Source organism: Bradyrhizobium sp. DN3, from assembly GCF_041357655.1.
In the GTDB taxonomy this organism is placed as follows: domain Bacteria; phylum Pseudomonadota; class Alphaproteobacteria; order Rhizobiales; family Xanthobacteraceae; genus Bradyrhizobium.
In genome coordinates this window covers 104,947-127,046 of the sequence record NZ_JAULLN010000023.1, presented here as the reverse complement: position 1 = coordinate 127,046, position 22,100 = coordinate 104,947, and the positions used below count along the sequence as shown (strand labels likewise).

Genomic DNA, 22,100 nt, shown 5'->3' with positions numbered 1-22,100 from the left:
CGAGGACAGTGGTCTTCACTCCTTGTCCATGGTCACTTCGTAGCTGCGCGCCATCGCTCCTGCCGCAACTTGAAGCGAAGAACCGACGATCCAACAGGCCGCAACAAAGACAATCAGGCCATCGGGAAGGCTTTGATCAAGGACAAGGATGCTGACGGACAGAGCTGCTGCAATCGCCGCGCTGAACGTCCCGGCCGCACTCATGATCTCAACCGCCTCGGACCCATTGTATTGCTCCGAGGTGCTCGAAATCGACTTTCGAGCGAACGTACGAGACAAATCAATTCCAATATAGAAGCTGACAGCTCCGTAGATCATCATGAGCAGCACGATCCAGCCGCTTTCAAACAGTCCGCCTTTCTGACGTAACAGGGTTGCACCCACATAGAGGCCGCAAGTGGCCCCAACGGCTGCGAGCCCAATTCTTTCAAGAAGATGAGCCGCCTTGATAAGACTCGAACGGGCGATCCGATAATTGCCGGCGTGTCTTGTCGGCGAAAATGCACTGGAAACTTCGTTGCTGATCTTCATTGGGGGGCTCCTTGGTAAGTAGCAGCCTACCGGCCGACCCCGAACAGAAGCTGCGTAAACACGTTTCGCGATGCCCTGATTCCAATTTTTGAAAAGATCTGTGCTGAGTGTTGGGACTGGCTTGCTCGTGACCAAGACGAGAGCCAATCCAAAGCTGCGAGCATCCGGCTTCGCAGGCATTGCATCTCACCCGTGTCTGTCAGTCAGCTCCGGGTGTGGCAATTTCTTGCGGGAGTAATAGCTCGAAAAGAAAGTGATGGAATATGAGACGGTTCACATGCCGCAGTTCCCTGTCGCTCCATCCGGTCACGATTTCAGGAGCCCGTATCGTCGCGCACTCGGCAGCGCAGGAGCAGGAACTGAAAGGTGCGCTCAGTTAGCCGACCATTCCTCGCCCCAGACCTGCACGACGTGGCCGGGCGACAATTCGCGATATTGCCGGCGAGGCGGCTGGTAATCCGGCGCGCGCACCGGGCTTCTGATCTCGTCGTTGGAAGCCTCGCGCCTGGTGCCGCGGCGCGATGGATCGGGCACCGGCACGGCAGCCATCAGCTTCTTCGTGTAGGGATGCTGCGGATTGCCGAACACGGATGCGCGCGGACCGATTTCGACGATCTCGCCGAGATACATCACCGCGACGCGGTGGCTCATGCGCTCGACCACCGCGATGTCGTGGGAAATGAAGAGATAGGCAAGACCCATGCTGGCCTGAAGATCGAGCATCAGGTTCACGACCTGCGCCTTGACCGAGACGTCGAGCGCCGAGACCGCCTCGTCGGCGACGATCAGCTTCGGCCCCAGCGCAAGCGCACGCGCGATGCAGATGCGCTGGCGCTGGCCGCCGGAGAATTCATGCGGGAAGCGCGCGGCCATGTCGGCAGTCAGGCCGACGCGCATGAGGAGGTCGGCGACCTTGTCGCGCGCCTGCGACGCCGACGCGAGCCCGTTGGCGAGCAATGGAGCCGCGATCGCCGTTCCCACCGACATGCGCGGGTTGAGGCTCGCGAACGGATCCTGGAACACGATCTGCATGTGCTTGCGGAAATCGCGTAAAGCTCGGCCGTTCATGGCGAGCACGTCCTGGCCATCGATCAGGACGGTACCGCTGTCCGGCTCGAGCAGCCTGAGAATCGAGCGGCCTGTCGTCGACTTGCCGCAACCGGATTCGCCGACCAGCGCCAGCGTCTCGCCGGCGCGCAAGGTGAAGGAGATGTTCTCGACCGCGTGGACACGGCCCGAGACCTTTCCGAACAAGCCCGAGCGGATCGGAAAGCGCGTGATGAGATTGGCGACTTCGAGCAACGGACGCTCGGCGGTCGAGACCGTGTCGGGCGTCTCCGTCGGCTCATCCGAGGTGCCCGTGACCTTGTCGACGATGGGAAAACGCATCGGCCGCTCACGTCCGTCCATCGAGCCAAGGCGCGGCACGGCGGCGAGCAGTGCGCGGGTGTAGGGATGCGACGGAGCGGCGAAGATGCGCGACGTCGCGTCGGTTTCGACCGCCTGCCCGCCATACATCACCACGGTACGATCAGCGATCTCGGCGACCACGCCCATGTCGTGGGTGATGAAGAGGATCGACATCCCCTCCTCCTGCTGAAGCTCCTTCAGCAGTTCCAGGATCTGCGCCTGGATGGTGACGTCGAGCGCGGTGGTCGGCTCGTCCGCGATCAGGAGCTTCGGCTTGCAGGCCAGCGCCATCGCGATCATCACGCGCTGGCGCATGCCGCCGGAGAAGCGATGGGGATGCTCGTGAAAGCGCGATGTCGCCGCGGGAATGCGGACGCGATCGAGCAGGCGGATGGTCTCGGCCTCCGCCGCCGCGCGCGACATGCCGCGATGCTGGATCAAGGCCTCGGCGATCTGGAAGCCGATGGTGAGCACCGGATTGAGGCTCGTCATCGGCTCCTGGAAGATCATGGCGACGTCATTGCCGCGAATGTCCTTCATGCCCGCTTCGGGCAGCACGAGGAGATCGCGGCCGGCCAGCATGATACGGCCCTCGACGCGACCGATCTCCTGCGGAATGAGCCGCATGATGGAGAGCGCGGTGACGCTCTTGCCCGAACCGGACTCGCCGACGATCGCGACGGTTTCGCGTGGCGCGATCTCGAACGACAGGTTGCGGACGACAGGGATCCATTGCCGGTCGAGCAGGAAGGATGTGGTGAGGCCGGCAACCGACAGCACCGGTGCCCGCGCTTCGGCAACGAGTTGATCAGGTGAGTTTGCGCCGGTGCTCATGCGAAGCACCAGGAGCTTTGCGAGATGAGACTGGATCGTGCCGCAAAGAAGGTGCGCTCCCTCCCCCGCTTGCGGGGGAGGGCCGGGGAGAGGGTGCTTCCACAACGAAGGACCCCCAAGCGGAGAGACCCCTCACCCGGCGCTTCGCGCCGACCTCTCCCGCATCCGCCTTCGCCAAGGCTTCGGCGGACAAGAGCGGGAGAGGTGAACTGAGCTCGTGGCTGCGCTGATGTTCCCATCACCATCTCAACCTCAATAACCGCGGCTACGGTCGACGAGTCCCGGCAGATCTTCGCCGCGGCGGTGGCGTGCGATGACGTCGAGCACGAAATCGACGGCCGTATCCGGCGTGGTCATGCTGGCATTGTGCGGCGTCAGCAGGATGCGCGGATGGCTCCAGAACGGATGGCCCGCGGGCAGCGGCTCGGGCTCGGCGACGTCGAGCACCGCGCCTGCGAGCGCGCCGCTGTCGAGCGCGGCGAGGAAATCGGCTTCGACGAGATGCGCGCCACGGCCGACATTGACGAGAGAGGCACCGCGCGGCAGGCGCGCGAACAGGTCCGCGTTCAAGATACAGCGGGTCTCGTCGGTCAGCGGCAGCAGGCAGACGAGGATGTCAGTCTGCGACAGAAAGTCCGGCAGCGAGCCCGCGCCCGAATAGCAGGTCACGCCCTCGATCTCGCGCCGCGAGCGATTCCAGCCGAGCAGCGGGAAGCCGAACGCCTTGAGCCGATCGAGCACGGCTTGGCCGAGCTGGCCGAGCCCCATCACGCCGACACGCCGCCGCTTCGCCGGCGTGATCCGGATCTCGCGCCAGACCTGCTCCCTCTGCTGGGCGATGAAGTGGAGGAGATCGCGATGCAGGCCGAGCACGGCCATGGTGACGTATTCGACCATGGTCTCGGCGATGCCGGGCTCCAGCATGCGGACGAGCGGAATATGCGCCGGAAGCTTTGTGGCGTCGAATTGATCGACACCCGCGCCGACCGAGAAGACCAGTTCGAGATTCGGGAACGTCGTGGCGATATCCTCCGGCGGCACCCACGCCACCAGATAACTGATATCAGCGGGATTGCCGATGTCGGGCCAGAGCCGGAACGGCAGATGCGGCGCGCGCTCCGCAAAGAAGCGCGCCCACTCAGCGCCGCGAACCATGTTGGCCTTGTAGAGAACCGTCATGCCGCCTCAGAACGGGCTGACCGGCGCGAGCCGCCGGCCGTCGATCATGCGCTTGTGACTGTAAGCCACCGGGTCGACCAGCGGTGTCGAGCCGGTCACGATATCGGCGGCGAGCTTGCCGGCCGCGGGACCAATGCCGAAGCCATGACCGGAGAAGCCGGTGGCGAGGAAGAAGCCGGGCAAGGCATCGACCGGCGAGATCACGGGGATCGTATCAGGCGTGCAGTCGATGGTGCCGCCCCAGGCTTCCGCGATCTCGATGTCCTTCAATTCCGGATTCGAACGGATCAGCGACGCTAGCGCCGCATTGACCAGCGACATGTCGGGCGCCGGATCACGCACGCGTTCGGCCTCGAACGGCGACGGCTTGTCAAAGCTCCAGCTGGTGCCGCGCACGAGCTGGTCGAAGAACGACTTGCCGAACGACAATTTCAACCCGTTCTTGCGATGCTGATAGGTCGGCCAGAAGGTGCGGGCGTAGCGGAACAGGTCGGGTGACAGCTCGACCGTGCCGCGGTTGCGCAGCGCCAGCGTAAAGCCGCCGTCGAGACGGCGGCGGATGCAGTAGAAATCGGTGCCGAGCGCGCCGGAAGTAATCTCCGGTCCGGGGGTGGTCCGGCATGCCGTGCCGTTGACGAGACCGATCGGCAACTCGATGCCGTGACGGCGGCAGAACAGCGACGACCATGCGCCGCCCGACAGCAGCACGGACTGCGTGCGAACGGTGCCCTTCTCGGTGACGACGGCGCTGACCCGTCCTCCCAGAGTCTCCAGTCCGCGCGCGGCGCAGCCCTGATGGATGGTCACGCCGCGCTTTCGCGCGGCGGTGGCGAGCGCAGGGACGGCCATCGAGGGCTCGGCGCGGCCGTCGCTCGGCGTGTGCAGGCCGCCGACCCATTTGTCGGCATTGCCCGGCATGCGTTCGGCGATCTCGGCCGGCGTCAGGATGGTGGAGTGGACCTGCTGCTCGCGCGCGACCGCGGCCCAACGTTCCCAGCTCGCAAGCTCGTCCTTGCTCTTGGTCAGGAACAGCACGCCGGTGCGGCGGAAGCCAGCATCGACGCCGGCGTCGTTCTGCATGTCCTCCCACAGCCGCAGCGCCTCACGTGCGAGTGGAATCTCCTCGCGCGCGCGGCCCTGCTGGCGGCACCAGCCCCAATTGCGGCTCGACTGTTCGCCGCCGACATGCCCCTTCTCGACCAGCGCGACGGAAAGGCCCTTCTTCGCCAGATGATAGGCCGCAGACACGCCGATCACGCCGCCGCCGATGACGACGACATCCGCCTGTGCCGGCAGGCGTTCATCGCTGTTTATACGGTTGAGCGGCGGGGACATGGGGCACTCCTGGACTTCAGTTCGAACGGACCTGGGCTCGTCATGGGATGTTCATTCGCGGATCGAGCGCATCGCGCAGGCCGTCACCGAGGAAATTGAAGCTGGTGACCGCCAGCGTGATGGCGACGCCCGGCGCGATCGCGAGCCAGGGCGCGCTGGTGAGATAGATCTGGGCGTTGTTGAGCATGTTGCCCCAGCTCGCAGCCGGCGGCTGGATGCCGTAGCCGAGATAGCTGACATAGGATTCGAGCAGGATCGCCTTGGCGACGTTCAGCGTCGCCGCGACCACGATCGGCGCGATCGCGTTGGGCACGAGCTCGCGGAACATGATCCGCAGGTTCGACGAGCCGAAGGCGAGCGCCGCGACCGCAAACTCACGCTCCCGCAGCGAGCGCACCTGCGCCTCGACGACGCGGGCGACGCTCATCCACGCCGTCGCTGCGATCAGCACGGTGGTGGTGACGAGGCCGGGTTCGGTGAGTGCCGCCAGCGCAAGCAGCAGGAAGATGGTCGGGAAGCACAGCACGGCGTCGACGAGCCGCATCAGCACCGCGCCGGCCACGCCGCCGTGGAAACCGGCGAAGGCGCCGACGACGATGCCGACGGCCATCGCGATCACCATCGCCACGATGCCGATCGAGAGCGAGACGCGGCCGCCCATCATCAAGCGCGCGAGCACGTCGCGGCCGAGCTCGTCGGTGCCGAGGATGTGTGCGCCCGACAGCGGGGGCGCGAACCGCTTCATGATGTCGATATAGGTGTCGTCGAACGGCAGCAGATAAGGACCGAACGCCGAGCCGAGCACGAGCACCAGAATGATCACGGCGCCCGCAAGCGCCAGCCGGTGCCGGCGGAAGCGCCGCCAGGCGGCCTGGCCGGGGGCGGGCTGAATTGTGGAAAGGGTCGCGGTCGCCATCGCCTACCCCACCCGGATGCGCGGATCGACGACGGCATAGAAGATGTCGGCGAGCAACGAGCCGATCAGCACCATGGTCGCCGAGAACATCAAGATGCCCATCACCACGGGATAGTCACGATAGCCGATGGAATCGAGGAACAGCCGGCCCATGCCGGGCCAGGTGAACACGGTCTCGGCCACCAGCGCGCCACCGAGCAGGGTCGGAAACTGAAGGCCGGCGACCGTGATCATCGGCAGTAGCGCGTTCCGCAGCGCGTGCACGGTGAGGATGCGCCATTCCGGCATGCCCTTGGCGCGGGCGGTGCGGATGTAGTCCTGGTTGATGACTTCGAGCATCGAGGAACGCATGAAGCGGCCCCACATCGCGGTCTCGACCAGCGCCAGCACCAGCGCCGGCGCGATCAGGTGATGCAACAGGTCGAGGAATGAGCCATCGCCGACGGTCTCGCGGTTACCGGCCGGCAGCCAGCCGAGCTTCACCGAGAACACGTAGATGGTGACGAGGCCGAACCAGAAGGTCGGGATCGACAGTGCGATCATCGCGCCGACGGTTGCGAGCGTGTCGAACAACGAATAACGGCGCAGCGCACCCAGCACGCCGATCCAGCAGCCGAGCAGCACGGCGATGATCGTCGCCGTCGCCATCAATTCGAGGGTTGCGCCGAGATGCGAAGAGATCACCGACAGCACCGCCTCGCCGTCGCGATAGGAGCGGCCCCAATCGCCGCGCACCAGGCGGCCGAACCAGTCGAGATACTGGATCGGCAGCGGGCGATCGAGCCCGAGCTGCTTGGTGACGCGGTCGAGGTCCTCCTGCGTCATCTGCGCGGAGGCCGCGAATTGCGAAAGCGGACCGCCGGGCGCCAGGTGCAGGATGGCGAAGCCGATTCCCGAGACGATCACCAGCAGCATGATCGCCTGGGCCAGGCGGTTGACGACGTAACGGGCCATCTCAGGCTGCCCTGCACACCTTAGATCAGGCCCAGTACCATTCGCGGATGTTCCAGCAGTTGATGGAGGTGTTGATGTTGGGACGGAAGCCTTGCAGCCCCTCCTTCACGCCTTCGGCGATGAAGCCCTGGAACAGCGGCAGGATGGCGAGATCGTTGCGGATCAGCTTTTGCAGGTCGCCATAGGTCGTCTTGCGCTGGGCGATCTCAAACTGCTTGGCGCCGTCGCCGAGGAGACGATCGGCCTCGGGGCTCCTGTATTGATAGGTGTTGTAGCCGCGGCCGCCCTTGGCCGGAATGGCGCCGGAGCCGAAGCGCGGCGTCACATCGGGATCGCTGCCGAGCATGAAGTTCACGGACACCAGCACCGAGTTGAATTTCGACTGCTGCCAGAAGTCGCCCCAGATCACGGCGGCCGGCATGTTGTTGACGCGCATGGCAGCGCCGATCGCACGCCAGTCCTGGATCAGAAGCTGCTGGGTCTGCTCGCGCACCGCATTGCCTGACGTCGTCGAGTTGGTGAACTCGAGCTTGACGCCACCCTTCTCGCGCACGCCACCGGAGCCGCGAACCCATCCTGCGGCATCGAGCAGCGCGTTAGCCTTGGCGGGATCGTATTTATGCTGCGGCAGCCCCTGTTGGAACGACCACGCCTGCTGCGGCACAAAACTCTCGGTCTGTGTCGGCAGGCCGTAATAGAGCGCATCGATGATCGCCTGCTTGTTGATGGCGAGATAGAGCGCCTCGCGTACCGCGCGGTCGGCAAAGGGACCGAACTCCAGATCGGGCGCGATATGCTCCACCGAGGAGGTCGAGGAGACGACGATCTTGCGCCCCTTCAGCGTCTTCGCCTCCTGCACGAAATTCGGCAGGATGCCCTGCAGGCCGGTGTAGTCGACCTGGCCGGTGCGGAACTGGGTGTAGAGGACGGTGAGATCAGGAATGTATTTGAAGACCACGCGCTCCACATAGGGCCCCTTGCCGTGATAGCCGGTGTGGGCATTGAGCAGGATATGGTCGCCGGGCACGCGCTCGCCCCAGCGGAACGGCCCGGTGCCGACAGGCGCATTGTGGAATGGTGAGGCGTTCGGATCGGACACCTTCTCAAGGATGTGCTTGGGCACGATGAAGGTCAGCGATCCCAGGATCGACATGTAGGGCGAATAGGGAGCTTCCATTCGCCAGTGGATTTCGTCGGGCGCGACGACCTTGATGTCCTTGACCAGGCTATGGCCGACGCGGCTCCGCGCGCGAAAATCGGGATTGTTGATCAGCTCGAGCGAGAACTTGACGTCATCGGCCGTGAACGGCGTGCCGTCATGCCACTTCACGTCGCTGCGCAGCTTGATCTTCCAGGTCAGACCGTCGGCCGACAGGCCACCATTCTCGATGGTCGGGACTTCGCGCGCGAGGTCGGGAACGAAATTGCCGGCGGGATCGATGAACCAGAGCAGAGAGAACACCTGCCACCAGACGCCCTGATCGACCTCGATGCCGGGCATCAAGGGATGAAAGACGGTCGGCTCCTGCGACAGCGCTGCGATCACTTGCCCGCGCGGCTTGTCCGGCGGATTGGTCGGGCGCTCGACCTGCGCGAAGGCGTTGCCTGCAAGGGTCCATCCTGCCGCGGCGCCGGCCCCAAGCTGGAAGAACTGACGGCGATTCGGAATGCCGAGATGCACTGCTCCAACGCCGAACTTGCCGGTGCCGTCTGCCATGGCCACTCTCCGTTGTCGCACGCGGCACCGTCCCCCGCGCCCCGAGACCCCGGCGAAGGGACAGGAGTTGGCTTTAGTGCTTCTAAATTTTTCAGCCAAAATTTCATCACGACTAAATACAGCTGTCAATCGCATTGCTAGAATGCGCGACTTTTTCACCCTGACTAAAGCCTCGGACTGATGCGGTGCGGGCTTGAGATGATGCATGGGAGAGCGACATGGATGGTCGCGGCGATACGAAGGATCCGAAGGACGCCCCGGCGATCGAGGCCGACGATGCGGTCGACCAGCGTCTCGGCGAGGCTGTGCGGCTGCTGCGCCAGCGCGCGGGCCTCTCGATCCAGGACGTCGCCAACAAGACCGGCCTCTCCACCGGCATGATCAGCCAGCTCGAACGCGCGCGTGCCATGCCGTCGATCCGCACGCTGCGCCTGCTCAGCATCGCGCTCGACGTTCCGATCTCCTATTTCTTCGAGAGCAGCGATCCCGCCGACGTGCAGCGCTACATCGTGCGCAAGAATAACCGGCGGCTGCTGCGGCTCACCGCCAGCGGCGTGGTCAAGGAAGCGCTCACGCCTGACGGCAAGGGCCAGCTCGAGCTCTACGAGCTCACGCTCAATCCCGGCGCCTCGTCCGGAACCGACTTTCTGCAACACACCGGCGAGAAGGCCGGCTACATCCTCTCGGGCAGCCTCCGGCTGTGGCTCGACAACCAGGCTCATGTGCTGGAGGCCGGCGACAGCTTTCGCTTTCCGAGCATCGTGCCGCACATGTTCGACAACCCGACCCAGCAGGTGGCGCGCGTGATCTGGGTGACGACGCTGCGCCAGACCGATCCGCGGGCGGGATGACACGGTACTCCCTCTCCTGAGGGGGCCCCGCCGCCCGCCACCACCGTAAATTGCCCCTCGACGGAGCCACGCGGAGTCTGTAGCTCACATCAAGCCGGACGGAGCGGCCGGGCGGTCCGCGGTTGGCGTCTTTGGTGTGAGACCATGAAACTCAGGGGGCTTCTGACACTTGCGATGGCCGCCCAGGTCATCGTGACCGCTGCGGCCCTTCTCGCCTCCTATGCCGTGACCGGCAGCGCAGGGTTCGGCACGGCCCAGCTCGTCGCCCTGCTGGTGAGCGCCGCCGTTGCAGCGCTGCTCGCGCGGCTCTGCACACGCGCCATGGAGAACTCAGAGGCAGAACGTGTCTCCGCGCAATCGGCCGCACTGTCGCAAGCGCGCAGCGACAGTGCGCAGATGACGCAAGCCGTCATCAGGACCGCACTCGATGCCTTCATTCAGATCGACGACAGCGGTGTCGTGCTGGAGTGGAGCCTTCAGGCCGAGGCCCTGACCGGATGGACGCGTGAGGAGGCTCTCGGCGCCGATGTCGTCGATCTCATCGTCGCCGAGCCGCTCCGCGCCGCCTTCAGGCAGCGCATGGCGCGACTCGTTCCGGAATTGTCGGCCGCACCAAGCGGCATGCGCTTCGAGGTCAGCCTGATCCACAGGAACGGCGACCGCATCCTGACCGAGGCGTCCAGCACGGTGTTGCGGATAGGAGAGCGCTCCATCATCAATAGCTTCGTCAGGGACATCACCCAGAAGCGTGCTGCCGAGGAGCAATTGATCCAGGCCCAGAAGATGGAGGCGGTCGGCCAGCTCACCGGCGGCATCGCGCACGAATTCAACAACATGCTCACCGTGATCACCGGCACGATCGAGATCCTCGCCGACGCCGTCAAGGACAACCCGCCGCTTGCGACCATCACCAAGCTGATCAGCGAAGCCGCCGACCGCGGCGCCGCGCTGACATCGAGCCTGCTCTCCTTTGCCCGCAAGCAGGCGCTCCAGCCGGCCGAGATCGACGTCAACGAGCTCATCGAGGAACTGGCAAAGCTGCTGCTGGCGACCTTCGACAAGAAGGTCGAGATCGTGACCAGGCTTGGCGGCAACGTCTGGCTCGCCTACGCCGACCGCGGCCAACTGAGCTCGGCGCTGCTCAACCTCGCGATCAACGCCCGCGATGCCATGCTGGACGACGGCAAGCTGACGCTGACGACGCGCAACGTCGTGTTTGGCGTCCGCGAAGCGGTGGCGGTCGGCGCCGGCTATGCCGGCGACTATGTCGAGATCGAGATTGCCGATACCGGCACCGGCATTCCGCAGGCCATCCTCGAGCGCATCTTCGATCCGTTCTTCTCGACCAAGGAGGTCGGCAAGGGTACGGGGCTCGGGCTCAGCATGGTGTTCGGCTTCGTCAAGCAGTCCGGCGGCGGCATCAAGGTCGCATCCGAAGAAGGAAGCGGCACGGTTTTCACGATCTACCTGCCGAAGGCGGAGACGAGCGCGCTTCGCCCGACCGGCTATGACGACCGCAAGATCGTCGGGGGTAAGGAAACCGTCCTTTGCGTCGAGGACGACCGCGACGTCCGCCACTACGTCACCGTCCAGCTCGAGAGCCTCGGCTACAAGGTCATCCCCGCCGCCAATGCGGCCGAAGCGCTCGCCGTTTCGGCCGAAGGCACCGCGTTCGACCTGCTCTTCACCGACATCGTGATGGCCGGCGGCATGAACGGACGGGAGCTCGCCGAGCAAATGGTGGCCGCGCGGCCGTCCCTGCGGGTGCTGTTCACATCCGGATACGCCTACGATTCGCTGCACACGCAGGGACGCGCCACGATGGGCGCGCCGCTGCTGAGAAAGCCCTATCGCAAGGCCGAGCTCGCACGCATGCTGCGCCGCTGCCTCGACACCGCGGTCGATTCCGCCGGCGATGCGATCCCGACGCCCTACTCGGTGCAGGCGGACGTCGAGGCCTTCCTGCGCAGGCAAGCGGCCGAAGACAACGGCCCAACGCGACCGCGGAAGTAGGCCTCGCGCCTAGAGCGGGATGATTTTTTGTTGAGCCGGTGCGAGCCGAGAACTCGTCACCTCTCCCGAAGGGAGAGGTCGGATCGCATCGTAAGAGGCGATCCGGGTGAGGGGTTCAAGTCTCACTGGGTGCTGCGGCCCCTCACCCGGATTGCACTGGACGATGCTTCGCATCGCCAGACGATCCGACCTCTCCCCGCTGGGGAGAGGTGAACACGGACCGCCGCCCGGGCCCAACTTCACCACGGCTAACTCATCCTTCGCCGCAACGTCGCCGAGGGCGTCTCGCCGAATTTCTCGCGGTAGGCACCTGCCATGCGGCCGAGATGGGTGAAGCCGAGATCGAAAGCGATCTCGGTGATGGAGGCATCGGGCGAAGCCTGCGCGAGGCGGGCGTTCAGGCCGGCAAGGCGCATGTCGAGCAGCATCTGCGAGATCGAGAGGCCGAAGTGACGGCGGAAGCCGAGCTGGAGCGCGCGGATGCCGATGCCGGAGGCGCAGGCGAGCTGCGCGAGGTCGAGCGGCTCGCCGGCATTGTCCGAAAGATGATCCCGCGCGGCGCGGAGCGCGCGCGGCAGACGCTCGGCCCGGCCCGAAAACGTCCTGATCGCATCCGACAGGTCATGCCGCTGGCCATTCAGGAGGTGATCCAGCAGAACCTCGCGCCAATCGGCCATCGCGACCGGTGACAGCCTGCCGGCGGGACCGAGACGTTCGGCAAGCGTCATCAGCTCGGCAAGGCTGGCCCGCAACGCCCGCCCCGACGCCGCGTCCAGGTCGATCACAGGATCGAACTCGACCGTGCCGGCCGCCCTGCCCGACAGCGCCGCGACGCGCTGCTCGACCATGCGACGATCGAGCAGCAGGATCGCTTGCGCGCAGTCGGCCCAGGTCATGCGCGTCGGGATCGTCGGCGACAGCAGTGACGCCGTCCGGTCCGGCACGGCATCGAGCTCGCAGGCGCCGGCACGAATGCGGGCGGTGCCCGTGAGCGGGACTTGGACCAGGAAGAAGCGTTCGAGGCAGCCGGGATCGATGCTGACCGATCCGCCATAGGCGACATAGTTGATGGAAAAGCCTGCGAATGCCGCGCAATTGTGCCGAGCGGAGAAGCCGGCGGCGCGCGCACGCGTCGGCTTGAGATCGTGCGGACAGAAGATGCGTCCGATCTGCTCGGCTGCTTCGTCGACGTCGTCCGTGGTGACGCGGGCGAAATCCGCAAGCCGTTCGGCTGCGGTTGGTCTCGCGCTCATTTCCAGCACGGCTGCGGACATCGTCGACCACGCTTCGCGTCACGGAATTACTTTAAGCCTATAATAGTTCCGTGACAGCGAAAAGGGCCGCATCCACAAAATCGTCGTGCTGCATGGCAACAGCCGTTGCAGATTCGTTTAGCGGATAGACAGGCGGGCCACGACTGGCCGATGCTCCGTCCCCGCCGGAATCCATGAGGAGGCGAGCATGACTGCACTCGAAAAGGGCATTACCGCAAACGGCACGGGCTATGGCGGCAAGAGCTGGAACATCCTGGGCCAGGTCTATTTCCCAAAGGCCGTGACCGACTCCACCTTCGCGTTCGAGACCAACAGCGATCCCGGCCAGTTCGTGCCGGTGCACGTCCATCCGACCCAGGACGAGTTCATCCTGGTGCAGGAAGGCACGCTCGACCTCAAGCTGGACGGCCAATGGGTCAAGGCCCATGCCGGCGATCTCGTGCGCATGCCGCGCGGCATCCCGCACGGCTATTTCAACAAGTCCGACAAGCCGTGCCGCGCGCTGTTCTGGGTCTCGCCGATGCAGAAGCTGGAGGCGCTGTTCAATCAGCTGCACAACCTGACCGACCCGGCCGAAGTGGTGCGCATCTCGGCGCTGCACGAGGTCGATTTCTTGCCGCCCGAGGCCAACGAGTAGGCAGCCTCCTCGTCCACTTTCATCTGCTTGCAGCTCCGCCGGCCGCGCCTTGCGGCCGAACGTAGCCGCTTGCGCGCGAAACACACTGATTGCGAGCAAACCCATGATCACTCCGAAGCATGTCTGCGTGATCGGCGCCGGCGTCTCCGGCCTTGCCGCCGCAAAGGCGTTCTCCATCCGCGGTCACCGCGTCACCATCATCGAGCGCAGCGGCGATCTCGGCGGCGTCTGGGAGCCGGCGCGCTCCTATCCCGAAGTGCAGACCCAGAGCCCGAAGGAGCTCTACCGCTACACCGACCGCGCCATGCCGGACGCCTATCCGGAATGGCCGACCGGGCCGCAGGTCCACGCCTATCTCGCCGACTACGCGAAGAGTTTTGGCCTCGACCGCATACTGCGCCTCAACACCGAGATCGCGGGAATGGCGCGGCGCGCCGACGGCAAACCGGGCTGGGCGCTCGCACTGAGCGGCAAGGACGGCGCGACCTCGCAGGAGGACTTCGATTTCGTCGCGGTGTGCACCGGTCAGTTCAACGAACCGCGCGAGCTGCATTGCCCGGGCGAGGACGGCTTTCTGGCACAGGGCGGCCAGATCCTGCATTCGTCGAAATACAATGATGCCGCCCTGGCAAAGGGACGCCGCGTCGTCGTGCTCGGCGGCTCCAAATCCGCGACCGACATCGCCGTGAACGCAGTCAAGGCAGGCGCGCGCGAGGTGACGATCGTGATGCGCGAGCCGGTCTGGCGCATCCCCTATTTCATCGGCGGGCTCGTGAACTTCAAGCGCATCCTCTACATCCGCGCGCAGGAGGAGATGTTTCCGGGCTGGGGCATCAGCACGATGGCCCGGCTCGCGCACCGCCTCGCCGCGCCGCTGGTTTGGGCGAACTGGCGCGGGCTGGAGAGCCTGTTGAAGGCGCAGCTCAAGCTCAACCGGTGCAACATGGTCCCGAAGGAGCGGATCGAGGACGGCGTCAACTGCTCTGTGCCGATCGCAACGCCGGGCTTCTATCCCATGGTCGCCGACGGCCGCATCAAGGCCGTGTTCGGCACGTTCGATCATTATGACGGCGACAGCATCGTGATGAGCGGCGGCGAGCGCATTGGTGCCGATATCGCCGTGCTCGCGATCGGCTACAAGCTCGGCGTGCCGTTCCTGCCCTCGGCCTGCCAGCAGAAGCTGGTCGATGCCGACGGACAGTACCGGCTCTATCGCCTGATCGCCAATCCTGATCTGCCGGAGCTCGGCTTCGTCGGCTTCAACTCGTCATTCTGCACCGTGCTTTGCGCCGATCTCGCCGCCAACTGGCTGGTGCGCTATGCCGACGGCCAGCTCGCCAACCAGCCGACCGCGCAAGCCATGCGCGACAACATCGAGATGATGCTGCACTTCAAACGTGTAGAACGACCGGCCGCGGGCGTCTATGGCGGCCTGTGTGTCGCGCCGTATCACTATCGCCATTTCGACGAGCTGATGGCCGACATCGGCGCGAAGAACCAGAAGCGCGGCGGGCTCGCCGGGCGGTTCTCGCCGCCGGACGCAGATGCCTATGCCAAGTTCCTGGCCACGGCGCCGGACTATCGCGCGGCGTAAGGCGTGTCGGACTTCGGCAGCACCGTCTCGAGATCCGAATCGATCACATCCGCCGTGCGCTGATAGTGCTGCTGCAGCAGCGCGACGGCATCGTCGGTCTTCCGGTCGAGCACAGCCTGGAGGATCTGTGCATGCTCGGTTCCGATCTTCCGGACCGGGTAGGCCTTCGCGATCGACATCATGCGATAGCGGTAGAGCCGGTCGGCAAGCTGCTCGCAGAAGCCGAGCAGCGGGCGCGAGCCGCACAGGCCAATCAGCGTCGCGTGAAACGCGCGGTGCGCCTTCTCCCACTCCGGATTGTCCGCGAACTTTTCCGGATCGAGCGAACGCGGCGTGCGGTCGAGGCGGTGATGCGTCACCAGAAGTGCCTCCTCCCATTCTTGCGTCGCGTTCTGCATGGATTCGCGCAAGGCCAGCCCTTCGACCCAGCAGCGCGTCTTGGTCAATTCCCGGAGCTCGTCCTTGCTGACCGGCTTCACGTAGAAGCCGCGCTGCTCCATGCCGACGACGAACTTCTCGGTGGTGAGACGGTTGAGCGCCTCGCGGAGCGGGGTCTGCCCGACATTGTAATGCTCCATCAGGAAGCGCGACTGGAGCTTGCGTCCGGGCGCAAGGCGCGTGGTCAGGATGTCGGCCTTGAGGCGGGCATAGATGCTCGTCGCCAGCGTCGCCGGCGCGTCGGTCTTCGGGCTCGACAGGTCTGAGCTCATGGCGTCCCACTGATTCATCGAGATTTTTTGTACAACAGGCTGCAAGCACCAATAATTTATAAATTTCGTCTTTACGGATAGATTTATATAGATTAATCGTTCGCCGACAACAACCGGCTTGGTGGGCGATCCGCGGCTATTCGGGTGCGGCCCTCTGCCTTGACGAGGAAGCCCGATGTCCGATTTTCCGGTGGTCGCGTTGCGCAGCGTCGAGATTGCGACGCCACGCCTTGGCGTCTCCGCCGACTTCTATACGAAGGTCTGGGGCCTCGATGTCGCGGCCGAAGCCGAGGGCACGATCTATCTCGCCGCGACGGGCGCGGATTTCCACGTTCTCGAACTCTCGCAAGGTGAACGAGCTGCGCTGTGCAAGATGACTTTTCGCGTCCGCTCGCGCGACGATCTCGACCGCCTGTTCGCGCGCGCACGCGAGGCGGACTGCGAGATCATCACGCCGCCCGGGCAATCGCACGCGCCATCGGGCGGCACGCATTTCGTGATCCGCGAGCCGCAGGGCTGCTGCATGGAGTTCGTCCACGGCGATCGCACCAAGACGGCGCGCATCGTGGCTGACCGTCCCGAGCGGCTCGCCCACGTCAACATCAACAGCGCCGACATCGAAAAGCTCTCGGCGTTCTATCAGCAGGTGCTCGGCTTTCGCCTGACCGACCGCTCGAAGCTGATGGCATTCCTGTGCTGCAACAGCGATCACCACGCCGTCGTGCTCGCGGAAGCACCAAGCAACGGCCTCAACCACATCGCTTTCCTGATGCCGGATCTGGAATCGGTGATGCGCGGCTCCGGCCGCATGATTGATCACGGCTTTCCGATCGGCTGGGGCGTCGGCCGGCATGGGCCTGGCGACAACGTGTTCGCCTATTTCGTCGATCCGGACGGGGTCGTCGTCGAATACACCGCCGAAGTCCTCCAGGTCGACGACAGCTATCGCGCGAAGGGACCGGCGGAATGGGTCTGGCCGCCGGGACGCACCGACCAATGGGGCATTGCGCCGCCCAAGAGCGAGGCCTGCAAGACCGCACAACTCTCCGTGCTCTTCGACACGGATCGCCGCACATGACGATGTCCGCCGCCACCACGGATTACGATGTGCTTATCGTCGGCTTCGGACCGACCGGCGCCGTCGCGGCCGGGCTGCTCGGCCGTCTCGGCCATCGCACGCTCGTCGTCGATCGCCTCGTCGACATCTACGACAAGCCACGGGCGATCGCGCTCGATCACGAGATCTTTCGTCACTTCGACAATATGGGATTGGCCGAAGCGATCGCGCCCCATGTCGAGCCCTTCACCGCCTCCGAGCATTTTGGCGTCGACGGTCAATTGATCCGGCGCGTCCACATGGTCGAAAAGCCCTACCCGCTCGGCTACACGCCCAGCATGGTGTTCAGCCAGCCGCCGGTCGAGGCCGAGTTGCGCCGTCACGCCTTGAGCTTTTCCTGTGTCCGCGCCGAGCTCGGCGTCGAGCTGGTCGATCTCGTGCAGCGGACGGACCGCGTCGGGGCCAAGTTGAAGGATGCGGCAGGACAATCGCGGACGGTGACGGCGCGTTACGTGCTCGGCTGCGATGGTGCCTCGAGCACGGTGCGACAGATCGCCGGCATCGCGCTCGAAGACCTGATCTTCGACGAGCCCTGGCTCGTGGTCGACGTGCGGGTCAATCAAGACGCACTCGCAAAGCTGCCGCAGAACTCAGCGCAGTTCTGCAATCCGGCGCGGCCCGTCAGCTTCCTGATCGGCCCCAACAACCATCGTCGCTGGGAGATCATGCTGCTGCCGGGCGAAGATCCCAGGCAGATGGAGCGGCCGGAAAATGTGTGGAACCTGCTCGCGCCGTGGCTGACGCCGGAGGATGGCGAATTGTGGCGCGCGGCATCCTATCGTTTCCACGCCCTGGTGGCCGCCGATTGGCGCAACGACCGCATCGTCATCGCCGGCGATGCCGCGCATCAACAGCCACCGTTCATCGGCCAGGGCATGTGCCAGGGCCTGCGCGATGCGACCAACCTCGTCTGGAAGCTCGATTCCGTGCTGAGGGGCGTCTCGCCCGACGCCCTGCTCGACAGCTACACGGCCGAGCGCAAGCAGCACGTGATCGAGCTGACCGGCAAGATCAAGGCGATCGGCCAGTCGATCTGCGAGCGTGATCCGGCCGCCGCGCGACGCCGCGATGCGCAGATCCTGATTGCAGGCGGCGGCAAGCCGCTCGAAATCACGCGGCAGGAGATCATCCCGCCGCTCCGCACGGGCTTCCTGGCCGATCAGGATGGAGCCGCCCGCGGCAGCCTGTTTCCGCAGCCGCGGGTTCTGATCGATGGCGCGCCTTGCCTGCTCGACAAGATCACCGGGCCCCGCTTGCGCGTGCTCATCGACGGCCGCCGCAGCGAGGCCCCCTCCCTCATGGCGCTCTGCGTCGCGCATCCGGAGTTGATCGCAACGACAATCGCGCCTGCCGGCGCCGATGCATCCGACGTGCTCCAAGAGAGCGACGGCGTGCTGGCCGGCTGGTTCGACCGCCACGGCGTCCTCGCCACGATCGTACGGCCCGATCATTACGTGTTCGGGGCGGCGCGCAACGCGGCCGAGCTCGGCAGTCTCTTGCACGAGGTCACTTCGCGCCTGCACGGCCATCCCGATCCGGATTTCAAAATGGAGAAGACAGCATGAAACTCGCGACCGTTGCGATCGACGGACGGACGACCTGGGGCCTTGTCGAGGGCGATAATTTCCTCGATGTCGGCGCCGTGCTCGCCACCCGCTATGCCGATCTGAGGGCCGCCTTCGCCGGTGCGCTCGCAGGCGTCGCGGACGCGAAGCCCAAGGCGGCCGCCACGCCGCTAGCGGGGCTCAGCTGGCTGCCGGTCGTTCCAAACCCGGACAAGATCCTGTGCGTCGGCCTGAACTACGAGACGCACCGGAAGGAAACCGGCCGCCCCGAGGTCGAGCACCCCACCATCTTCTCGCGCTATTCCAACAGTCAGACCGGGCATCTGAAGCCCATCATCCGGCCGCGCGTCTCGACCCATCTCGACTTCGAGGGCGAGCTCGCGGTCATCATCGGCAAGGGCGGGCGATACATCTCCCGCAGCGAAGCGATGGGTCACGTTGCCGGCTACGCCTGCTACAACGACGGCAGCATCCGCGATTTCCAACGCCACACCCACCAGTTCACGCCGGGCAAGAATTTTCCCGATACCGGCGCGTTCGGCCCGTGGATGATGACGCCGGACGAGCTCGGCGAGCTCGGCGAGCTCAAGCTCACCACACGCCTCAACGGGCAGGTCGTGCAGGAAGCGCAGATCAGGCACATGATCTTCGATATCCCGCGCCAGATCGAATATTGCTCGACCTTCACCCGGCTCGAGCCCGGCGACGTCATCGTCAGCGGCACGCCCGGCGGTGTCGGCGCCAAGCGCACCCCGCCGCTCTGGATGAAGCCCGGCGACGTCGTCGAGGTCGAGGTCGAGAAGCTCGCAATCCTGCGCAATCCGGTCGTCGACGAGGCGCGGTGAGCGATCCATTCCCTGGCGGCGGCGAGGCCTGCCTCGCTCCGCCGCCAGCCCGGCGCGCCCGATGTGAGACGACATAAGCAAAAGCAGAGAGGGGAAACGTATGAGCAACACTGCCGAGGTCATAACCGGGGCGACCAGTCGCGCCGAGGCGGCGCCAATCACGCCGGCGTTCCGTAAGCTCGTGATCGCATCCTCGCTCGGATCGGTGATCGAACACTATGATTTTTTCATCTATGCCTTCACCGCTCCCATCGTGTTCGACCGCTTCTTCTTTCCGAAGATGGATTCGACGGCGAGCATGCTAGCGGTTTACGCGACGTTTGCAGTCGGCTTCGTCGCCCGCCCGCTCGGCGGCATGGTGTTCGGCCATTACGGCGATCAACTCGGCCGCAAGGCGATGCTGACGATCACCTTCGTGCTGATGGGTGTGGCGAGCTTCCTGATCGGCTGCCTACCGAGCTACGATTCGATCGGGCTCCTGGCGCCGATCGCGCTGGTCGCCTTGCGCTTCGTGCAGGGGTTTGCCTTCGGCGGCGAATACATGAACGCGGTGTCGCTGACGCTGGAGAATGCGCCATCGGCAAGACGCGGCTTCTTCGCTTCCTTTGTCAACGCGTCCGGTCCGATCGGCGTGATCCTGGCCTCCGGCTTCATCGCCTTGCTCGGCTTCGTCTCGACCCCGCAAGACTTTGCGCAATGGGTCTGGCGCGTGCCCTTCGTGCTCAGCCTCGTCCTGGTGGTGCTCGGCACCTACATCCGCCTCCAGGTCGACGAGTCGACCCTTTTCAAGGCGGTCCAGGCTTCGGCCGCGCGGCCGAAGGCACCACTGCTCGACGTGGCGCGGTCGTGGAAGAAATCGGTCCTGTTCGGCTGCCTCGCCAACATGGCGCACAGCACGTTCCAGTACATGAGCACGGTCTTCGTGCTCGGCTATGCCGTCAAGACGCTCGGCATGGCGCAATCCAGCGTCACCTTCGGGACCATGGTCGCCAACGTGCTGGAAATGTGCATGGTGCCGCTGATCGCGGCCTATTCGGACCGCTTGGGCCGCCGTCCGTTCATCGCGATCGGCATCCTGCTGGCGGCGGCGTGGTACCCGATCTACTTCCAGCTCGTCGCGACAAAGGACCCGACACTGCTCGTCATGGGCCTGGTCGTCTCGATCGGAATCATTCACGCCCTGATGTTTGCGCCGGAAGCAGCCTTCACGGCGGAGCAGTTTCCGACAGAGGTTCGCGTCAGCGGCTCCTCGCTCGGCAAGCAGCTCGGCATCATCCTGGGCGGCGGGATCGCGCCCCTGGTCGGCACCGCCCTGATGGGATCGAGCGGCAGCTTCACCCCTGTGATCCTCTATTTCGAGGCGATCGCGGCCTGCGCCTTCATCGGCATCCTGCTCGCCCCGGAAAGTTCGAAACGCGCGCTATAGGTGGAGAGGGCAGCCGTCGGCTCGGGAGAGATTGCATCTCGCCAGCCTCCGCGTCTGATGCTTACGTTCCGTGGCGACGATTCGACAGCTGCCGGGGAACCGCATGGGACCGAGACACCTTGTTGCCGCTGCCTTGACGGCGCTCGCCCTCTTGACGGCACCCGCCGTCGGACAGCAGGGCACGCTCACGGCAAAACAATCCGAGGCGCTCGCCGCCTATGACCGCGCGCTCGCCGACTTCAAGTCGGTCCTGGCCGAGCGGCGGCGCCAGATCGAGGCGAAGCAGCCGCTGCCGAACCTGCCGGGACAGGCGCTGTATCTGGCGCGTGTCGCCGTCATCAGCACCTACAAGGATCTCACCGACGCCATGCCGGCGCGGATCGGCAGGCCCAATAAGTTCGAAATTCCCCCGGCCTATTTCGACGCCGACATCGAGCCTTTGATCGACGAATATTCGAAACTGTTCGACATCATGGAAGCGCCGCCCGCCAATGCGCAGAACTCGCCGACGCCGTTCAAGGACGTCGTCGATCTCGCCACGGCGATCGCGCGTGCCAAGGGGCTTGCACCTGACCACGCGGACGCTGCGGGGCGCATCAGCCTCGGGCTGTTCTTCGCCGAGACCAACGGCAAGCAGAATGTCCGCAACGGACGCTCGAACACCTATATGGGCAGCTTCCAGACCGGCCCCGCCGAGGACCGCAACGGCCGCAGGAAATGGGAGGCCATCAAGGGCGAGATCGCAGCGATCGATCCAGGACTGAGCGCGCGCGACGACAAGGAGGAGGCGCGCGCCCGCGGCACCGATCACCGCTTCAACCATTGGACCAACGTGCGCGACGGCCTGATGAACGCGCATGCCGACGTGTTCCGTGAGATCCCCGCAATCGTGAAGACGCTGCCCGACCCGATCGACCAGATGAAGCTGTTCGAGCTGATCCAGATCGTGCCCACCCCGACCAGATCCGCGCTCAAATCGGGCGATCTCCTGAACTACAGGGTGTCGAGCCCCACGATCATGAAGCACTTGCGCAACAACAGCATCTTCGCGTTCGGACAGGCCGACCGAGCGCGAGCCTCCGCAAGCTTCCGCGAGATCCTTGCCGCGATGTGGCTATTCAACCGAAAATTCGAGCGCGCGATGGCGAAGTACGCGGAGATCAGGGCGCGCTGAGAGATCGGCGCGCCGAAA

Annotated in this window: 18 protein-coding genes; 9 read left to right on the top strand and 9 right to left on the bottom strand. The window is 65.0% G+C overall.

Going from position 1 to position 22,100, the window contains the following annotated elements:
- Positions 1-15: 15 nt before the first annotated feature.
- The 7 genes from AAE027_RS29590 to AAE027_RS29560 form a co-directional block, all read right to left on the bottom strand.
- The gene (locus AAE027_RS29590) at positions 16-531 is read right to left on the bottom strand and encodes a hypothetical protein (RefSeq protein ID WP_370989477.1); all 516 of its coding nucleotides are present in this window, start codon (positions 529-531) and stop codon (positions 16-18) included.
- A gap of 372 nt (positions 532-903) precedes the next feature.
- Positions 904-2,775, bottom strand: coding sequence for an ABC transporter ATP-binding protein (locus tag AAE027_RS29585; protein ID WP_370989476.1), 1,872 nt, complete (start codon positions 2,773-2,775; stop codon positions 904-906).
- A gap of 252 nt (positions 2,776-3,027) precedes the next feature.
- The gene (locus tag AAE027_RS29580) at positions 3,028-3,954 is read right to left on the bottom strand and encodes a 2-hydroxyacid dehydrogenase (protein WP_370989474.1); all 927 of its coding nucleotides are present in this window, start codon (positions 3,952-3,954) and stop codon (positions 3,028-3,030) included.
- 6 nt (positions 3,955-3,960) lie between these two features.
- Entirely contained in the window at positions 3,961-5,289 is a 1,329-nt protein-coding gene (locus AAE027_RS29575; protein ID WP_370989473.1) for an NAD(P)/FAD-dependent oxidoreductase, read from the bottom strand.
- Positions 5,290-5,329: 40 nt separating this feature from the next.
- Positions 5,330-6,205, bottom strand: a complete 876-nt coding sequence (locus tag AAE027_RS29570) for an ABC transporter permease (RefSeq protein WP_370989471.1) — start codon at positions 6,203-6,205, stop codon at positions 5,330-5,332.
- Between the two features lie 3 nt (positions 6,206-6,208).
- Entirely contained in the window at positions 6,209-7,159 is a 951-nt protein-coding gene (locus tag AAE027_RS29565; protein WP_370989469.1) for an ABC transporter permease, read from the bottom strand.
- Positions 7,160-7,184: 25 nt separating this feature from the next.
- On the bottom strand, positions 7,185-8,876 hold the full coding sequence (locus AAE027_RS29560) for a peptide ABC transporter substrate-binding protein (protein WP_370989468.1): 1,692 nt from the start codon (positions 8,874-8,876) through the stop codon (positions 7,185-7,187).
- Positions 8,877-9,094: 218 nt separating this feature from the next.
- Between AAE027_RS29560 and AAE027_RS29555 the strand changes: the two genes are divergently transcribed.
- Together AAE027_RS29555 and AAE027_RS29550 are read left to right on the top strand one after the other, a co-directional pair.
- Entirely contained in the window at positions 9,095-9,727 is a 633-nt protein-coding gene (locus AAE027_RS29555) for a cupin domain-containing protein (RefSeq protein WP_370989467.1), read from the top strand.
- 144 nt (positions 9,728-9,871) lie between these two features.
- Positions 9,872-11,740, top strand: coding sequence for an ATP-binding protein (locus AAE027_RS29550; protein WP_370989466.1), 1,869 nt, complete (start codon positions 9,872-9,874; stop codon positions 11,738-11,740).
- A gap of 248 nt (positions 11,741-11,988) precedes the next feature.
- Here AAE027_RS29550 and AAE027_RS29545 read toward each other — a convergent pair whose 3' ends face one another.
- Entirely contained in the window at positions 11,989-13,014 is a 1,026-nt protein-coding gene (locus AAE027_RS29545; RefSeq protein ID WP_370989465.1) for an AraC family transcriptional regulator, read from the bottom strand.
- Between the two features lie 187 nt (positions 13,015-13,201).
- Here AAE027_RS29545 and AAE027_RS29540 point away from each other — a divergent pair, with 187 nt between their 5' ends.
- A complete protein-coding gene (locus AAE027_RS29540) occupies positions 13,202-13,651 on the top strand; it encodes a cupin domain-containing protein (protein ID WP_370989464.1) in 450 nt (149 codons plus the stop codon).
- Between the two features lie 103 nt (positions 13,652-13,754).
- Positions 13,755-15,245: a flavin-containing monooxygenase gene (locus tag AAE027_RS29535; protein ID WP_370989463.1), complete on the top strand. Its 1,491-nt coding sequence runs from the start codon at positions 13,755-13,757 to the stop codon at positions 15,243-15,245.
- Here AAE027_RS29535 and AAE027_RS29530 read toward each other — a convergent pair.
- Entirely contained in the window at positions 15,230-15,955 is a 726-nt protein-coding gene (locus AAE027_RS29530; protein ID WP_370989493.1) for a GntR family transcriptional regulator, read from the bottom strand. The two genes, AAE027_RS29535 and AAE027_RS29530, sit on opposite strands and share 16 nt — an antisense overlap.
- A 175-nt stretch (positions 15,956-16,130) precedes the next feature.
- Here AAE027_RS29530 and AAE027_RS29525 point away from each other — a divergent pair, with 175 nt between their 5' ends.
- The 5 genes from AAE027_RS29525 to AAE027_RS29505 all read left to right on the top strand — a co-directional run bounded on the left by AAE027_RS29525 (position 16,131) and on the right by AAE027_RS29505 (position 22,082).
- Positions 16,131-17,033, top strand: a complete 903-nt coding sequence (locus tag AAE027_RS29525) for a VOC family protein (RefSeq protein ID WP_370989461.1) — start codon at positions 16,131-16,133, stop codon at positions 17,031-17,033.
- Complete coding sequence (locus AAE027_RS29520; RefSeq protein ID WP_370989460.1) at positions 17,030-18,637, top strand: bifunctional 3-(3-hydroxy-phenyl)propionate/3-hydroxycinnamic acid hydroxylase; 1,608 nt, start codon at positions 17,030-17,032, stop codon at positions 18,635-18,637. The genes AAE027_RS29525 and AAE027_RS29520 overlap by 4 nt, the downstream gene beginning before the upstream one ends.
- On the top strand, positions 18,634-19,482 hold the full coding sequence (locus tag AAE027_RS29515) for a fumarylacetoacetate hydrolase family protein (RefSeq protein ID WP_370989459.1): 849 nt from the start codon (positions 18,634-18,636) through the stop codon (positions 19,480-19,482). Before AAE027_RS29520 ends, AAE027_RS29515 begins: the two co-directional genes overlap by 4 nt.
- A gap of 100 nt (positions 19,483-19,582) precedes the next feature.
- A complete protein-coding gene (locus AAE027_RS29510; protein WP_370989458.1) occupies positions 19,583-20,908 on the top strand; it encodes an MFS transporter in 1,326 nt (441 codons plus the stop codon).
- Positions 20,909-21,011: 103 nt separating this feature from the next.
- Positions 21,012-22,082 carry a hypothetical protein gene (locus AAE027_RS29505; protein ID WP_370989456.1) on the top strand — a complete coding sequence of 357 codons (1,071 nt, stop codon included), beginning with the start codon at positions 21,012-21,014 and terminating at the stop codon, positions 22,080-22,082.
- The last annotated feature ends 18 nt before the right edge of the window (positions 22,083-22,100 follow it).

Excerpts from the sequence above, each read along its gene's own strand:
- AAE027_RS29590 (WP_370989477.1), bottom strand. The coding sequence starts at position 531 with ATGAAGATCAGCAACGAAGTTTCCAGTGCATTTTCGCCGACAAGACAC.
- AAE027_RS29585 (WP_370989476.1), bottom strand. The coding sequence starts at position 2,775 with ATGAGCACCGGCGCAAACTCACCTGATCAACTCGTTGCCGAAGCGCGG.
- AAE027_RS29580 (WP_370989474.1), bottom strand. The coding sequence starts at position 3,954 with ATGACGGTTCTCTACAAGGCCAACATGGTTCGCGGCGCTGAGTGGGCG.
- AAE027_RS29575 (WP_370989473.1), bottom strand. The coding sequence starts at position 5,289 with ATGTCCCCGCCGCTCAACCGTATAAACAGCGATGAACGCCTGCCGGCA.
- AAE027_RS29570 (WP_370989471.1), bottom strand. The coding sequence starts at position 6,205 with ATGGCGACCGCGACCCTTTCCACAATTCAGCCCGCCCCCGGCCAGGCC.
- AAE027_RS29565 (WP_370989469.1), bottom strand. The coding sequence starts at position 7,159 with ATGGCCCGTTACGTCGTCAACCGCCTGGCCCAGGCGATCATGCTGCTG.
- AAE027_RS29560 (WP_370989468.1), bottom strand. The coding sequence starts at position 8,876 with ATGGCAGACGGCACCGGCAAGTTCGGCGTTGGAGCAGTGCATCTCGGC.
- AAE027_RS29555 (WP_370989467.1), top strand. The coding sequence starts at position 9,095 with ATGGATGGTCGCGGCGATACGAAGGATCCGAAGGACGCCCCGGCGATC.
- AAE027_RS29550 (WP_370989466.1), top strand. The coding sequence starts at position 9,872 with ATGAAACTCAGGGGGCTTCTGACACTTGCGATGGCCGCCCAGGTCATC.
- AAE027_RS29545 (WP_370989465.1), bottom strand. The coding sequence starts at position 13,014 with ATGTCCGCAGCCGTGCTGGAAATGAGCGCGAGACCAACCGCAGCCGAA.
- AAE027_RS29540 (WP_370989464.1), top strand. The coding sequence starts at position 13,202 with ATGACTGCACTCGAAAAGGGCATTACCGCAAACGGCACGGGCTATGGC.
- AAE027_RS29535 (WP_370989463.1), top strand. The coding sequence starts at position 13,755 with ATGATCACTCCGAAGCATGTCTGCGTGATCGGCGCCGGCGTCTCCGGC.
- AAE027_RS29530 (WP_370989493.1), bottom strand. The coding sequence starts at position 15,955 with ATGAGCTCAGACCTGTCGAGCCCGAAGACCGACGCGCCGGCGACGCTG.
- AAE027_RS29525 (WP_370989461.1), top strand. The coding sequence starts at position 16,131 with ATGTCCGATTTTCCGGTGGTCGCGTTGCGCAGCGTCGAGATTGCGACG.
- AAE027_RS29520 (WP_370989460.1), top strand. The coding sequence starts at position 17,030 with ATGACGATGTCCGCCGCCACCACGGATTACGATGTGCTTATCGTCGGC.
- AAE027_RS29515 (WP_370989459.1), top strand. The coding sequence starts at position 18,634 with ATGAAACTCGCGACCGTTGCGATCGACGGACGGACGACCTGGGGCCTT.
- AAE027_RS29510 (WP_370989458.1), top strand. The coding sequence starts at position 19,583 with ATGAGCAACACTGCCGAGGTCATAACCGGGGCGACCAGTCGCGCCGAG.
- AAE027_RS29505 (WP_370989456.1), top strand. The coding sequence starts at position 21,012 with ATGGGACCGAGACACCTTGTTGCCGCTGCCTTGACGGCGCTCGCCCTC.